The sequence below is a fragment of the bacterium genome, from assembly GCA_014360495.1.
Taxonomy (GTDB): Bacteria; Armatimonadota; JACIXR01; order JACIXR01; family JACIXR01; genus JACIXR01.
This window is the reverse complement of the sequence record JACIXR010000003.1, coordinates 41,859-57,023: the sequence shown is the minus strand read 5'-3', so window position 1 is coordinate 57,023 and position 15,165 is coordinate 41,859. Positions and strand designations below refer to the sequence as shown.

Annotated in this window: 16 protein-coding genes and 1 pseudogene; 8 read left to right on the top strand and 9 right to left on the bottom strand. The window is 44.4% G+C overall.

Annotated elements, in window-relative coordinates:
• Positions 1–79 precede the first annotated feature (79 nt).
• Genes H5T88_03090 through H5T88_03080 form a run of 3 tightly spaced genes read left to right on the top strand, consistent with a single transcriptional unit; the run spans position 80 to position 2,790 of the window.
• Positions 80–1,081: a potassium channel protein gene (locus tag H5T88_03090; GenBank protein ID MBC7329323.1), complete on the top strand. Its 1,002-nt coding sequence runs from the start codon at positions 80–82 to the stop codon at positions 1,079–1,081.
• A 22-nt stretch (positions 1,082–1,103) separates the two neighbouring features.
• Complete coding sequence (locus H5T88_03085) at positions 1,104–1,625, top strand: cysteine hydrolase (protein MBC7329322.1); 522 nt, start codon at positions 1,104–1,106, stop codon at positions 1,623–1,625.
• A 1-nt stretch (position 1,626) separates the two neighbouring features.
• Positions 1,627–2,790, top strand: a complete 1,164-nt coding sequence (locus H5T88_03080) for a nicotinate phosphoribosyltransferase (GenBank protein MBC7329321.1) — start codon at positions 1,627–1,629, stop codon at positions 2,788–2,790.
• Position 2,791: 1 nt separating this feature from the next.
• Here the strand turns inward: H5T88_03080 and H5T88_03075 are convergent, their stop codons facing one another.
• The 3 genes from H5T88_03075 to H5T88_03065 form a co-directional block, all read right to left on the bottom strand.
• A complete protein-coding gene (locus tag H5T88_03075; protein MBC7329320.1) occupies positions 2,792–4,039 on the bottom strand; it encodes a 3-isopropylmalate dehydratase large subunit in 1,248 nt (415 codons plus the stop codon).
• A gap of 6 nt (positions 4,040–4,045) precedes the next feature.
• On the bottom strand, positions 4,046–5,218 hold the full coding sequence (aksA, locus tag H5T88_03070; protein MBC7329319.1) for a homoaconitate hydratase: 1,173 nt from the start codon (positions 5,216–5,218) through the stop codon (positions 4,046–4,048).
• Between the two features lie 67 nt (positions 5,219–5,285).
• Complete coding sequence (locus tag H5T88_03065; protein MBC7329318.1) at positions 5,286–6,455, bottom strand: pyridoxal phosphate-dependent aminotransferase; 1,170 nt, start codon at positions 6,453–6,455, stop codon at positions 5,286–5,288.
• Between the two features lie 94 nt (positions 6,456–6,549).
• Between H5T88_03065 and H5T88_03060 the strand changes: the two genes are divergently transcribed.
• The 4 genes from H5T88_03060 (at position 6,550) to H5T88_03045 (ending at position 10,701) form a co-directional block, all read left to right on the top strand.
• Positions 6,550–7,470 carry an ABC transporter ATP-binding protein gene (locus H5T88_03060; protein MBC7329317.1) on the top strand — a complete coding sequence of 307 codons (921 nt, stop codon included), beginning with the start codon at positions 6,550–6,552 and terminating at the stop codon, positions 7,468–7,470.
• Positions 7,471–8,271, top strand: a complete 801-nt coding sequence (locus tag H5T88_03055; protein ID MBC7329316.1) for an ABC transporter permease subunit — start codon at positions 7,471–7,473, stop codon at positions 8,269–8,271.
• 8 nt (positions 8,272–8,279) lie between these two features.
• Complete coding sequence (locus H5T88_03050) at positions 8,280–9,458, top strand: hypothetical protein (protein ID MBC7329315.1); 1,179 nt, start codon at positions 8,280–8,282, stop codon at positions 9,456–9,458.
• Positions 9,459–9,609: 151 nt separating this feature from the next.
• The gene (locus H5T88_03045) at positions 9,610–10,701 is read left to right on the top strand and encodes an alkaline phosphatase family protein (GenBank protein ID MBC7329314.1); all 1,092 of its coding nucleotides are present in this window, start codon (positions 9,610–9,612) and stop codon (positions 10,699–10,701) included.
• 7 nt (positions 10,702–10,708) lie between these two features.
• Here the strand turns inward: H5T88_03045 and H5T88_03040 are convergent.
• From H5T88_03040 to H5T88_03015, 6 genes and pseudogenes are all read right to left on the bottom strand, one after another.
• Positions 10,709–11,310: pseudogene (locus H5T88_03040) on the bottom strand (site-specific DNA-methyltransferase).
• Complete coding sequence (locus H5T88_03035) at positions 11,300–11,422, bottom strand: ThaI family type II restriction endonuclease (protein ID MBC7329313.1); 123 nt, start codon at positions 11,420–11,422, stop codon at positions 11,300–11,302. The pseudogene H5T88_03040 and the gene H5T88_03035 overlap by 11 nt, the downstream one beginning before the upstream one ends.
• A 10-nt stretch (positions 11,423–11,432) precedes the next feature.
• The gene (locus H5T88_03030) at positions 11,433–11,585 is read right to left on the bottom strand and encodes a ThaI family type II restriction endonuclease (protein ID MBC7329312.1); all 153 of its coding nucleotides are present in this window, start codon (positions 11,583–11,585) and stop codon (positions 11,433–11,435) included.
• A gap of 89 nt (positions 11,586–11,674) precedes the next feature.
• Complete coding sequence (locus tag H5T88_03025; GenBank protein ID MBC7329311.1) at positions 11,675–12,736, bottom strand: aldo/keto reductase; 1,062 nt, start codon at positions 12,734–12,736, stop codon at positions 11,675–11,677.
• A gap of 22 nt (positions 12,737–12,758) precedes the next feature.
• On the bottom strand, positions 12,759–13,760 hold the full coding sequence (gene galT, locus H5T88_03020; protein MBC7329310.1) for a galactose-1-phosphate uridylyltransferase: 1,002 nt from the start codon (positions 13,758–13,760) through the stop codon (positions 12,759–12,761).
• Between the two features lie 6 nt (positions 13,761–13,766).
• The gene (locus H5T88_03015) at positions 13,767–13,934 is read right to left on the bottom strand and encodes a hypothetical protein (GenBank protein ID MBC7329309.1); all 168 of its coding nucleotides are present in this window, start codon (positions 13,932–13,934) and stop codon (positions 13,767–13,769) included.
• Between the two features lie 394 nt (positions 13,935–14,328).
• Between H5T88_03015 and rpsB the strand changes: the two genes are divergently transcribed.
• Positions 14,329–15,156 carry a 30S ribosomal protein S2 gene (rpsB, locus tag H5T88_03010; protein ID MBC7329308.1) on the top strand — a complete coding sequence of 276 codons (828 nt, stop codon included), beginning with the start codon at positions 14,329–14,331 and terminating at the stop codon, positions 15,154–15,156.
• Positions 15,157–15,165: the final 9 nt, after the last annotated feature.

Sequence of the window (15,165 nt, the reverse complement as noted above, 5' to 3'; positions counted from 1 at the left end):
AATAAAGTCAAGCGTAATTTTAGTTGCATTGGTTTTATATTTTCACAGAAGCATACGAATGGTGTTATAATTTAACTTGATGGATGTATACGAGAGAAAGCATCTCTTTAGAAGCTTATCTTTGGTACTGTTTGTCCTTTTGATAGGTACGCTTGGATATCATTTCATAGAAGGATGGGGTATTGGGGATGCCTTTTATATGACTGTTATAACCATAACAACCGTAGGATATAAGGAAGTTGCTCCTCTATCCGGTTTGGGCAGGGCTTTTACTGTTTTCTTAATATTCAGTGGTATGGGGGCGATATTTTATTTCGCCACTCTCCTTATTCAATTCACGATTGAGGGCGAATTATATGGAAGCATTAGAAGAAGGAGGTGGTTTAGACAATTGATGGAACTCAGAAACCATTACATCATCTGCGGTTTTGGTAGAGTAGGTAGCCACGCGGCGGAGGAATTAGCAAGAGCCGGTATCACCTTCGTCGTCATAGATACCTCCTCAGAATCTATCTCTTTAGCTCGTTCGCTTGGTTACTTGGCGATTCAAGGGGATGCAACCGATGAGGAAGTACTGAGATTGGCGGGAGTAGAGAGAGCAAAAGGAATGATAGCTTGTCTTCCTTCCGACGCTCTTAATCTTTACGCCATCCTCACTGCTCGCTTAATGAATCCAAACCTATACATAGTTTCCCGAGTGGAGCACGAGGAGGCAGAGGAAAAGTTCATCAAAATCGGAGTTAATAAAGTCGTGAGCTTGCACTCAACCGCAGGAAGGCATATGGCACGCCTAGCTCTCAATCCCTCAATAGAGGGAACAATGGATATATCAATCGGCCCAAATGTGAGAATCCTCCTTGAGAGAATAGAAGTCTTCCCTTCGTCATCATGTATAGGAAAGACAATTAGCGAAATTAAAAAGGTCTGTGGGAAAGATGTTGAGGTGATAGGTTTGAAGAAGGCAAAAGATGACAATGTCATTTGGAATCCACAACCTTCCACAAAAGTTGAGGCAAACGACATCCTCATAGTTGCAGGTTCAACTGAAGAATTGTTAAAATTTATGCAGGCGAAAGGTTAAAATGGGAAAGGAGTGAAAAATTATGGCTAAAAGCGCTTTGTTGGTTATAGATATGCTAAACGATTTTGCCCATCCCTCGGGCGTGCTTTATGCTTCCTCCGTGCGGGATATCATCCCTCGCGTAAAGGAGAAAATAGAAAAGGCGAGGGAGGCAAATACATTGGTTATCTATATATGCGATGCTCACCGCCCAGACGATAAGGAATTTGAGACTTTCCCGCCCCACTGCGTAGAGGGAAGCTGGGGAGCTGATGTAGTAGAGGAATTGAAACCCAAAGATGGAGATTACATAGTGAAAAAGAGAAGATATTCTGGCTTTTATGCCACTGACTTAGAGCTTTTATTAAGGGAAAAAGGTATAGAGGAACTCCATCTCACAGGTTGTCTCACGGACATCTGTGTGCTTTTTACCTGTGCAGATGCTTATTATCGTGGATTCAAGATATTCGTTTCAGAGGAAGCAACGGCTGCACTAACCCCTTCTGACCACAAAAATGCTCTCAATCTTATGAAGAAGGCTTTCGGAGTGGAGGTGGAAGAATAAGATGAAGCTTTTCCATACCGCAACAGACGAGGAGATAAGGAACGGCGAAGTCACGGATGTATATTTTGCCCGGACAATAGAGATTTTGCGGGCAAAGGGGATAAAAAAGAGGGTTGTGATGGAGGTAAAAGCGAATAGTTTGCCTGATGGATATGAATGGGCGCTTTTGGTGGGAGTGGAAGAGGTAGCTCGTCTTCTGGAGGGCATCCCGGTGGATGTTTGGTCTATGGAGGAAGGGGAAGTATTCAAGGGCGGGGAACCAGTGATGTTCTTAGAAGGTGAATACACGCAATTCGGGCATTACGAGACCCCTGTGTTAGGAATGCTTTGCCAAGCTTCAGGTGTGGCGACGAAGTCCGCGCGTTGCAAGAAAGCGGCTGGCGATAGACTCATACTCAGCTTTGGAGCGAGGAGAATGCATCCTTCTCTTGCCCCTATGATTGATAGGGCGGCATACATCGGTGGTTGCGATGGGATATCAGTGATAAAATCAGCCCAAATGTTGGGGCTAAAACCCTCTGGTACTATGCCTCATAGCCTTATTTTGATAATTGGAGAGCCCGTCAAAGCCTTTCTTGCATTTGATGAGGTTATGCCAGAGGATGTAAAACGAGTATGCTTGGTTGATACACTTTATGATGAGAAGCAGGAAGCGATAGCGGCTGCGGAGGCGCTTGGAAAGAGATTGTATGGGGTTAGATTGGATACACCCGAGTCAAGAAGGGGCAACATAAAGGAAATACTTAAGGAGGTTCGTTGGGAGTTGGATTTAAGGGGGTACGATTATGTTAAGATTTACCTCTCGGGAGGCGTAGACGAGAGGGAGATTGAAGAGACGAAGGAGTTGGTGGATGCCTTTGGAGTGGGGACGGCGATAAGCAATGCTCCCACAATAAACTTCGCTATGGATATAGTTGAGGTGGAGGGAAAGCCATTTGCCAAGAGGGGGAAATTGGCGGGGAAGAAGCAGGTGTGGGCTTGCAAGGAATGCGGAAATAGGAAAATCACAAGGTTTGATAGTCCCTCTCCAATTTGCTGTCAAAAGGAGATGGAACCCCTTCTTAAGCCTCTTTTGAAAGAGGGGAAATTGGTAAGAGAGCTTTGCTCACCTGAGGAGATTCGCTCTCGTGTCCTTGCTCGCTTAAAATCTATGAAAGATTGCTAAACTACAAATATTTACGAGGGTCGGTGATTTTTCCCTCTACCGCGGAGGCGGCGCAGGTTAAGGGCGAGGCAAGGTATATTTCAGCGTTAGGGTTTCCCATCCTTCCCTTGAAATTTCTATTCGCAGTGGACAAGACCCTTTCTCCATCGGCGGGGATACCTTGATGGGTCCCCACACACGGACCGCAGCCAGGCGGCAAAACAATCGCGCCAGCGGAAAGGAAAATCTCCACCAAACCTTCTTTTATTGTTTCCTGCAATATGCTTCTTGAAGCGGGAACTATTAGTAGGCGAACATCCTGATGAACTTTCCTGTTCTTGAGAATCTGTGCTGCGGAGCGGAGGTCGGATAGACGACCGTTGGTGCAAGTCCCTATGAGAACTTCTTGAATCTCCAAACCCTCTACTTCCTCAACGGGCACCACATTATCAACTCTATGAGGCTTAGCAACCACGGGTGTAAGCGAGGAAATATCAAATTCCCTTATTTCCTCGTAGATTGCGTCTTCATCAGCCCAAACGGGTGTGAAGGGACGAGAACTATGTTGTTTAGCCCATTCTATCGTTTGCTCATCCGGTGGTATAATCATAAATTTTGCTCCCATTTCCACTCCCATATTGCAGATAGTAAAACGTCCGTCCATATCAATATCCTTAATCACATCCCCATAGAGCTCAACTGATTTATAGGTGGCTCCGTCGGCTCCCATCTGTCCGATGAGATATAAGACCAGGTCTTTTGGTTGGGTTGTGGGTGGAGGATTTCCTTTCAAGATGATTTTAATCGTTTGGGGGACCTTGAACCAGAGCTTCCCACTGAAAGCGGCGGCAGCGAGGTCTGTTGAGCCTACCCCTGTTGAGAGAGCACCGAGGGCGCCATAGGTGCAGGTGTGGGAATCGGCTCCTAAAACAAGTTCTCCGGGGAGAACAAAGCCCTTTTCAGGAACCAATTGATGGCTGATTCCCTCGCCAGGCTCAAACAGAAGGCAGTTATGTTTTTTCGCGAAATTCCGCATCTTCTGATGGATATTGGCGACAGAAGCCAGCGGAGGCGGTGCATTGTGGTCTATGAACATAGCGAACTTTTGGGGGTTATGCAATCCGCCCAATTTGTTTAGTTCGTCTATGATGAGGGCGGAGGTGCCGTCTTGACCGAAGCAGAAATCCACCTCAGCAAGGATGACATCGCCAGCTGATACATCGCGCCCGCTTTTACGGGAAAGTATCTTCTCAGTTATAGTTTTACCCATGGGCGTCTATTTCAGCTTCCCTTCTTTGAATTCCTCGTAGATTTCAATGAGTTCCTTATCAAGTGGCATTCTCTTCAATTGAACAGTTTCCTTTCTCAGAATTGTGAGGAGAGCTCTCGCTTCCTCATCCGATAGATGGATGCCCAATAGGGAATATTTATATTTAACAGCGGCGATGCCGGAGTGCTTGGATATACCTATCTTTCTTTCAAACTCGCCGGTTTCACCGGGAAGGATTATCTCGTAATTGCGAGGATTCTTAATAACCCCATCGGCATGAATTCCGGATGCATGGCGGAAGAGGTTTTCGCCGACTATTGGCTTCCAAGGGGGGATATAACGTCCAGAGGCAAGCGCTACATATTCGCAAGCCTCCTTTAGAAGGGAAGTCCTAAACCCTAATTCCATACCAAAGGCAATCTTGAGAGCCATTATCACTTCCTCTAAGGGAGCGTTTCCTGCCCGTTCTCCCAAACCGTTGATGGTTACGCCCAACCATATATTTCTCTCGGGGAAATCCTCCGCCGCCTTGACACCCGCTAAGGTATTAGCGGTTGCCATCCCTAAATCGTTGTGGCAATGCATTTCCACATCTATCCCCTCGTTCATAATCATAGCAATGAGTTCTTTTGTCCTGAAGGGATGTAGGCAGCCCAAAGTATCGCAGAATCTTATTCTATCAGCGCCAGCGTCTCTCGCTGAGCGGACGAATTGAAGAAGGAATTCCTCGTCCGTGCGGGAGGCATCCTCAGCGTTGCAGGAAACATAAAACCCCTGACTTTTAGCAAACTCAATTGCCTTCGTTGTTACATCTATAACCCACTCGCGGGATTTCCTCAATTTCGTTTCAATCATAATGTCAGATGTTGAGATAGAAATAGCCACTGCATCAAGTCCAAGTTCAACGGAAGACTTTATTTCATCTACTATAGGTCTATGCCATCCCATAAGCAGGGCTTTTATTCTCCCCTTCCTTTTTTCCTCCACCAATTCCTTTATATATTCTCTCTCGTAGCCTGGTTCATCGGGGAAACCTACCTCTATCATATCTACCCCGATTTCGTCAAGGTAGCGGGCAATTCGTATCTTCTCCCTGTTTGAGAAGACGACACCATATGTTTGTTCTCCTTCTCTCAGTGTGCAATCGTTTATCTTAACCCTCTCTGACAATTGAGCCAAAGCTTTAAACCTCCTTTCAAATTTAATATTAATAATTTATACAAGTTTTTATTCCTTATGGCAAAAATCATATTGAAAGGAAGGCGTCTTTGATTTTTGCCAATCCTTCCTTAATATCCTCTTCCGAGACGGCGAAGGAGAGCCTCACATAACCACTCGCTCCAAAACCTTCTCCTGGAACGACAGCCACGCCAACTTTTTCCAATAGATACGAGGCTAATTCATCTGTTGAGCTTGCTCCCATCTTTTCCATATAATAGGAAACATTTGGGAACGCGTAAAAGGCGCCCTTGGGTGGCATGCATGAAACATTGGGAATTTTGCTTATTTCTTCCAGGAGAATCTCCCTCCTCCTCTTAAACGCAGACACCATTTCCTCCACTTCTTCCACCAAATCCAAAGCCTTGAGTGCTCCTATCTGGGCAAAGGAGGTCGGATTTGAAGTCGTGTGGTCTTGGATTCTACCCATAGCTTCAATTAGCTCTTTCGGTCCAGCTCCATATCCTATCCTCCAGCCAGTCATGGAATAGGTTTTTGACATCCCATTAACGACAAGGGTCCTCTCTTTCATACCAGGAAATGTGGCTATGCTTATATGCTCGGTATCGTAAACCAATTTCTCATATATCTCATCCGATATCACGAAAACATCGTTTTCTATACACCATTTCGCTATTTGCGATAGTTCATCTTTTTCATAAACTGCTCCTGTGGGATTGGAGGGAGAGTTGAGAATTAGGACACGAGTTCTATTGGTCTTTGCCCTCTCAAGTTCTTCTACACGCATTTTGAAGCCATTTTCCTCTTTAGTTTCCAGAATAACGGGTTTACCTCCCGCCATTCTTATTTGTTCGGGATAGGAAACCCAATAAGGGGAAGGAAGCAAGACCTCATCACCTTCATCTAAAAGGGCGAAAAGGGCGTTGAAAATGACGAACTTTGCCCCAGGAGAAACGATGACCTCCTTTTTATCGTAATCCAGTCCGTTGTCTTCCTTCAGCTTCTTGACTATCATTTCCTTTAGCTCCTCTATTCCCGTTGTTGGCGTATATTTCGTGAATCCCTCATCAAGAGCCTTTTTAGCTGCTTCTTTTACTGGCGATGGAGTATCGAAATCCGGTTCGCCGGCGGTGAAGCTTATGATTCTCATTCCCTTTTTTCTCAATTCCTTCACCTTGGCGGTGAGGGAAAGTGTAGGAGATGGAGCGATAGCTCTTGCCTTAGGGGAGATTTGCAAGTGGGTTCACCTCTCTTTAGGAATGAAATATTGACAAGGAACTTTATGTTGTTATAATATATTTTACAGCCTAAAAAAGGAGGTGTCAAAAAATTTGGAAGCAGTAAAGACAGAAGGTTTGACGAAGCACTTTTATGACCCCTTGCGGCGTCAAGAGGTCACCGCAGTTGATCACCTTGATTTAGTAGTGGAGAGGGGAGAGATATTTGGATTTCTCGGACCGAATGGAGCGGGGAAAACCACAACTATCAAGATGCTTTTAGGGCTTATTTTCCCGACCTCTGGACGGGCGTGGGTTTTAGGCAATCCCATAGGGGATAAGAAAACAAGGGAGAAAATAAGTTATATGCCGGAGAACCCCTATTTCTATGATTTTATGACGGGTGAGGATTTGCTGTTTTTTTATGGTAGCCTTTTCGGGTTGAAAGGAAAAGCTTTAAGGGATAAGGTGGATGAACTTTTGGAGCTTGTTGGGTTAAGTGAGCATAGGAAGAAGGAATTAAGGGGATATTCAAGGGGCATGTTGCAGAGGATAGGAATAGCGCAAGCTCTGCTTAACGACCCTGAGCTTTTGATATTGGACGAGCCGACCTCTGGGCTAGACCCGATAGCTCACAAGGAAGTGAGGGAGCTTTTCATCCGTTTAAAGGAAAAGGAGAAAACAATCCTGCTATGCTCTCACCAGCTTTCCGATGTTGAGATGGTGTGCGATAGGGTGGGGATAATGAATAAAGGGAAACTTGTGAAATTAGGTAGATTGGAGGAGCTTTTGAGGGTAGGGGAGATGGAGATAACTGTTGAAGGATTGGAACCTCAAAAGGTTGAGCAGATAGAGAAGGTAGCATCAAGGGTTTACAAGAAGGACAATGATTACCTTCTATACGCTGATGGAGACGAGAAGGCGCAGGAGATAATAGATTTTGTGCGCAATAATGGAGGCAAGGTCCTTTCCGTAGTGCCGTTAAGGCGCTCCTTGGAGGAACTATTTGTGGAAATAGTAAAGGAGGCGGGCTAAATGTCGGTTATTTGGAGTATAGCAAAAGCTACTTTCAAGGAATCAATGCAGAAGAAGATAATGTGGGTCTTCTTTGGCATCGCTCTTTTGATAATTGGTTTATCCTTTATCTTCTCCTATTTTTCCCCATCTGAAGAGTTGGTTCTCATAAAGTCAATCGGACTTGGAATCATTTATCTCTTTGGTGTTCTCATAGCTCTCATCATAACCGCAGGATTAATTCCCACGGAGATAGAGAGAAGGACTCTGCACACAGTTCTTTCCAAGCCGATTGAGAGATGGCAGTTTGTGGTTGGGAAATTTATTGGAGTTGCTCTTGTCCTTTTTATGAATATGATGCTGATGGCGATAGCTCTATTGATTGTGGTCATGAGCAAGGGGAGCGCGAGAGCGGAGGGATTCTTTAAAGCCCTCGTAACCAACTCAAGGATATTGGAGGCGACCCTCTTGCTTTTCTTCTACTTGCTCATCCTCTCCGCGTTCGCGATTCTTTTCTCTATCTTCTCAACTACGAACATCAGCATCACCCTTTCCGCATTCGTTTTCGTCATAGGTTCCCTATCAGATTATGTAGCGGATATAATAAAGCTCAGCCATAATCCCCTCACTAGCGTCGTCCTGAAAGCTCTCCATCTAATCGTTCCCAACTTTGGAAACGCCAGCATATACAACTCCGTCATACACGGCTACATCCCCGCAGGAGAAGCCTACTATGTTTTGATGGCTATAGCTTATTCCCTTGCCTATTGCCTCGTCCTTATGCTCCTTTCCACTTGGATTTTCGCTGGAAAAGAGGTTTAAGAAAAAAAATGAGCGGGACGGCAAAAAGAATAATACTGCTTGTTCTTTGTATCATCTTCATAATAATTCTTCAGACGAGGATAGATGTTTATCGCCAGCATTATAAACCCGGCGGGACAGCTTCTTTTGGCTATATTTCAAGAGAGGTATTGGCAACAGCTCTAATGGGCTTGAGGGAGGTTGCCGCTGGGCTGTTATGGTTGAAAATTGAGGATTATTTCCATAGCGGAGAACATGAGAAAATTCCTCCTCTCATAAGGATTATAACCTGGTTAGACCCCCATTTTATTGAGGCTTATAGCTCAGGCGCCTGGCAGCTCGCTTGGAACTCCGAGGATTGGCGATTGATTCCCTCAGCTGAGGAATTCTTGAAGGAAGGAATCAAGAACAATCCCGATAAATACGAGCTTTATGCAGATATGGGTTGGCTTTATTACGATAAGGTTAAAGATTACGATAAGGCTATAGAGTGGTATAGGAAAGCAGCCGCTTTGAAATCACCTCCTCAAGTGAGAAGGATGTTGGCTCATTCCTATGAGAGGGCGGGCAAGATTGACGAGGCAATAAAGGTTTGGAAGAGCTTAATAGAGGAAGGAAAGAAGGAGGTAGAAAGGAACCCCAACAATTTTGAAGCTATATTCAACAGGGATGTGGCAATTCATAACTATAATATGTGTATTATCAGAAAGGTTGATAGAGCAGCATTAGCGAAGAGACCGAAGCCTTATTATTTATCCTATCAAGTTTATCGCGTGTCCCCACGAATATTACAAGTGCGAGCTAAGACGAATCTCCCAGAGCTTTCCCGAATCCGTGTTTCTCTTGTGGACGCGGATATCGCTGAGAGAAAGAAAAAATCCCTCGGTTGGCAGCTGATGAATGTGACCGAATATATAGATGTTTGGCCACAGGTTAGGAAAGGAGAAATGAAGACCGATATAGACCTCTCCGATGCTTTGAAATATCCACTCAAGGGCGACCGATTCATATTGACTATTTCCTTGCTCCCCCAAACCCAACCAGTTGTTGTGCAGGATGTTTTAGGCTGGTTAGGGGAGGGCATGGCAGGGGGAGATGTTGTGCTTGTCCACTCCTCCCCTCTTAAAAAGAAGATAGAGAAATCCACAATATTAACTTTGGAGGATATAGCCGGTCAGCAAACTGCTCTAATAAAGGAAGTTAAATAAAGACAAAGGTTTAAAAAGCCAAAGTGAATCCCAGTGAATAAAATCCCCTTCCCATCAAGGGAAGGGGATTTTATTTTAGCTATGAGTCAAACAATTTTTATTAGAACTTTGGATTTTTGATTTTCGTCTATATTTATGGAGGTGATTGTCTATGAGGAATTGGAAACTTTTCCTTCTAACCCTCTGTTTGACGCTTTCGGTAATTTCCTCGGCTAAACCTCTCAGCGTAATCCTCATTGGCTGGGATGGTGTTCAAAGAAACCACCTTAAGGAGATGCTCTCACAAAACCAGCTCCCAAATCTCGCTAAGCTCATCAAGGAAGGGAAATTAATTGATATAGATGTGACCACGGGAGCTACGGATACTAAGGCGGGATGGACGCAAATCTTGACAGGCTATGCCCCGGAAAAAACTGGAGTTTACAGCAATGCACGTTATCAGGCAATCCCGGAGGGATTATCAGTTTTTGAGAGATTGGAAAAATTCTTTGGTCCCTCAAACATCTATACTGCGGCGATAATCGGTAAAAAGGGAAACGTTGATAACGACCCCGAAAGAAGAATACCCTATGAGAGGTGGCTAAACCAAAAACAAAAGGCAAAAGAGCTTGGGAAGCGCGGACCTGAGAAAGGAGAAATAATAGAGGAAAATGGAAGGAAGTTCGTTGTAATTCCTGCTAAGCCTTGGTTCAATGCAAGCAAGGTTATGGACTTATTTATCAATGGTCTTGGAGTAAACGCAAATGTTGGGAAAAGGGCTCTTGAGGAGATAGAAAAACACGCCCAAGAGAGATTCTTTTTCTTCATCCATTTCGCTGACCCTGATTCAGCGGGACATAAATATGGGGAGAATTCACAAGAATATAGCGATGCAATAAAATCCTGCGACTTATGGTTGGGGCAAATTATGGAGAAATTGAAGAAATTGGGAATCTATGAGCAAACTTTAATCTATGTAACCGCTGACCACGGTTTCGATGAGGGGAAAACAACCCATAGCTATGCTCCTTATATCTTCTTGGCAACCAACGATAAGAACATTATTAGAAATGGAGATAGAGCTGATATCGCTCCCACAATCCTTAAGAGATTCGGATTAGATGTAAAAAACCTTCAGCCGGCTCTGGATGGCATACCATTAGATGAACCAGCTCCAGAAAGGAAAGCGCCACCTCAGCCACCACAAAGAAAGGAAACAAAGCCGAGAAAAGTAAGGAGCGCCTCACTTATAACCGTGCAGTGACGATGGATTAGAATAGGGCTGGTTTTTGCTTAGCCAAGAACTCTCTAATCCTTCTCTCAGCCAGCCTTACATATTCCTCCTCTATCTCGTAACCGACGAAGTGCCTACCGCTCTTTAAAGCTGCTATAGCTGTTTGACCGCTCCCCATAAAGGGGTCTAAGATAATCTCGCCCTCAAAGGTGTAGAGTTGAATCAATCTATAGGGAAGCTCTATGGGAAAGGGAGCAGGGTGTCCAATTTTCCCTGCTGGTTCAGCAGGAAATCTCCAAACGCTCTTAGTAAACTCCAAAAATTCTTCCCTTGCATTAGTGCTCTTCCTATTTGTAGGTGTCTTTCGCGTGAACGTACCCTTAGAAAAGATGAGGATATATTCGTGGATATCTCTTAAGGTGGGATTTTTTGCTGACAGCCAGACATGTTCTCACTTGTTTTAAAGAAAATCTGGTCCAAAAGATTTGGTGGAATAGGATTTTCTACATATGTGATTTTTTCTTCTTTAGGAAGTCCTTCATATAGCCTACTTGAATAGAAAGGAGTGGAATCGTGATTTATCCTACCAGGTGAGCCAAAAGGGCTTGTCTTGGTTCTTTTCCTCCTACTATGTCTCATTGTCTTCCTCCCATAATTCAAGCCATCTTTTATATGGGTTAAACTTTATGTCAGATTTTTGCCAGTGGATTGAAATTTTTTTTCGTTTGAGGGTCGTGGGCAAGAAGTTCAAGCGGTGCTTTCTACTCCCAATTGATTTGTATTAATATAATATCACAGCTTGGATTATAAGTTTGTTTGAACTCTTCCGCTTTTTGGACATCCACAGTCCAGATGAGCTTGAGAACATTTCCTAAACCATCATCTTCAAAAACTGTGATAAAACGCGTAGGCATTTCCAAAATAAATCATATCATTCCCAAATGTATGGAACTTTTCTTGGGACCAGACATACTGTAGACGGTGCTTTTCAATATTATTAATTTTACGGAAGAAGCGACCTTGCGGATTTAAGCATTTCCCTGATAGGGAGTTTATAGGGACAACGTTCCTCACATACTCCGCATTCAACACATGAATCGGCTTTGACTGCTTGCTGAGCGTACATATTCTTTGCCCTTTCCATAAGATTAAACCGCTCAGCGTAAAGTAGAGCCTTTAAGATTGAGGGTATATCTATATTCTGAGGACAAGGCAGGCAGTAGCCACAGCCACGGCAGAATGGTTCAACGAGGATTGACTTCAACCTCTCAAAAATTTTCTTTTCTTCTTCCCTTAAAGCTCCGAATTCCTCTCCAGCTCTGACTGCTTCCTCAACCTCTTGAGGATTTCCAAGCCCGGGAATCACGCAGGAAACCCCAGGGAAGGAAAGTGCAAATTTCACGGAGAGCATTGCCATCTCTGCGGAGCTTTTCGCCCCTACGAGCGCCTGGACATCCTTATCACCCGTTACCAAGGAGCCTCCAGCAAATGGCTTCATAACTATAAAACCGATATTCCTTTCCCTGCAAAGGGGGAGGAGGTTGGCAGCATGACTTTGCTCAAGGAAATTCAGGGGAGACATAATCGTTGCAAAAGGATAACGATTTATCGCCTCTATGAGAACCTCTGCCCTATGCCCAGTTATTCCTATGTACCTTATATATCCTTTTCTTTGTGCTTCCTCTAATGCGGGAAGAGCACCGTCCTTAGACATCACTCTATCAAGGGTATGAATGTCATCCACGCTATGGATTTGATAGAGGTCAATATAGGAGGTGCGAAGATTTTTCAGGCTTTCCTGTATATGTCTCTCCGCCTCTTGCTTGGTGCGAAGGTGAGTTTTGGTGGCGTAGAAAACCTTATCCCGAACATCCTTTAGAGCATCGCCTATTTTCTCCTCGCTCGTGTTATAGGCACGAGCGGTGTCGTAAAAGTTAATCCCCAATTCGTAAGCTCTTCTAACAGTTTTCACGGACAGCTCATAATCTCTCGTGATTATGGGTATTCCTCCGAAGCTAACTATCGTTACTTCCATATCAGTGTTTCCCAGTCTCCTTTTTTCCATCTTGGATACCTCCTTTACAATTTTAATTACTTACTTCTCTTAAAATCTTCGCGGCGTCCTCTGGGGGAACAGTGTTAATATAAATTCCGCTCCCTAATTCGAATCCTGCAGGAGTGCTAATGCGTGGGATTATCTCCAAATGCCAATGAAATCCATCGTAGTTGCAGTTGCGAAGGGGAATGTTGTGGAGAGTGAAATTATAAGGAGGATTTTTAAGTGCTTTATCTAGCCGATGAATTATATCCCTTAAGAAAAAGGCAAATTCCTCAAGCATTTGCTCCGTTTCATCTGCGAACGAGGGATGATGTCGCTTTGGTAGAATGAGGGTTTCGAAGGGATATTTTGAGGCAAAGGGTTCAACGGCGAGAAAATTATCGCTCTCCCCTACCACTCTTTCTCCAAAGGATAGCTCTTCCTTAACCATATCGCAAAATGGGCATCTTTCACGGAAGGAATGATAGCGTTTCATCCCCTCTATCTCTAAAACAACCTCATGAGGAATGAAAGGCAACGCGATTAATTGAGAATGAGGGTGGCGAAGAGAGGCTCCTGCCTCCTTGCCTTCATTTCTGAATACGAGGATATAAACGAAACGAATGTCGTTTTTCAAATCTAAAATGCGTTCTCTATAGGCTAAAAGCACCCTCTTTACCTGTTCCCCTGGGAGGGTTGAGAAGCGGGCATTGTGAATAGGGGTCTCAATTATAACTTCGTGGGCTCCCACTCCATCCATATAATCAAACATACCCTTACCAAGCCTTTCAGTGTTTCCCTCTATTCGCAGGGCGGGAAACTTGTTTGGGACAACACGAACTAGCCATGTAGGTGACTCTTGTCCATTCCTTATTGCAAAAATTTCCGGTGGTGTTAGATGTTCGTTTCCCGGGCAGAAGGGACATTTGGGGTCATAAGCTGGAAATTCGCCGTTATCCCAGGTCTTGGAAAACTCGTGGGGGCGTTCTCTTCTTTCCCCTGCGATAATGACCCATTCAAAGGTAATAGGGTCTTTTCTCAGCTGGGGCATAGATTCTCAGCGAGGGGAAAATTTCTCGCAGATTTGTCCTTCTGCCGGGAGGAGGTATTTCCCTGCCCTCCCGTTATGCATTCTACAATAACCAAGAGAGCGATATATTTGGCTGGGGCAGAAATGGCGGCAATGCCCGCAAATCTCCTTCAGGATATCAACGTCCTTGTCCATGACCTTTGCTCCTTTCCTCTGAAATTTATAAATTTAAAAAATAGTATATCATTTAAAAGGCGATAGTCAAGTTTTCCAATCCTAAGGAGACCCCCCTTTTTCCTTTATCGGAGGAAGAGGAAAAAGGCAGAGTTGAACTGGAGGCTGAGGTTGTGGATGAGAGTCCTTTATATCCCTGTTTCCCTTGGAGGGAGATTTGAGAATGGAATTAGCAGTTGCAAGTTTATGGATTGTAGGGAAAAATTATTTAATAATTTTTTGGACATTCCAAACAAGTTGAGTTAAAATTAAATTGGAAAACACACTCTCCGGATTCCTCTGGGTGCCCTCTTGTGAGGGTTTGTGAGGAAATGAAGGAGAGGAGGAATAAAAACCCAAAAGGAGGTTGATATATTTGCCCGTCGTTACCATGAAGGAGCTTTTGGAAGCAGGGGTGCATTTTGGGCATCAGACGAGCAGATGGCACCCCAAAATGGCTAAGTATATCTATGGAGGTAAAAATGGCATCCACATAATAGACCTCCAACAAACGATAGAGCTCTTGGAGAAAGCCTGCGATTTTGCCAAGCAGGTAGTCCTTTCAGGAAAGGAAATTCTCTTTGTTGGAACTAAGAAGCAAGCACAGGAGCCGATAAGGGAGGCAGCGGAGCGTTGTGGGATGCCATATGTTGTTGAGAGGTGGATGGGTGGAACGCTTACAAATTTCTCCGTGATTATGGGAGGGGTAAAGCGGTTGGAGAAGTTGGAGAAAATGGAAGCGGAAGGAGAATTTGAAAAGCTCCCCAAGAGGGAGGCAAAACTTCTCCGTAAGCAACTGGAAAATGCGAGGAGAAACCTAAGCGGGATAAGAAATATGAAGGAGTTGCCCGGTGCGGTTTTCATCATTGATATCCGCAAGGAGGAGACGGCTTTAAGGGAGGCAAAAAGGTTAGATATCCCTGTGATTGCCCTCGTTGACACGAATTGCGACCCTACGCAAGTTGATTATCCCATTCCGGGAAACGATGACGCGATAAGGTCTATAAAACTCGTCGCGGATAAGCTGTCGGAAGCGATTCTGGAGGCGAAGGAACTCCTCGAGCAAGGGGCAATTGTGGTGGAGAAAAAGCCGGAGGTAGAGGAGGAAACTGAAGGGGAGAGAAGAGAGCTGCTCCAAAGGGCAATGATGTCTGATGAGGATTTTAGAGAAATAGAGGTAATGGAAGAAGAGATAGATAGATAAGAAAAGGAG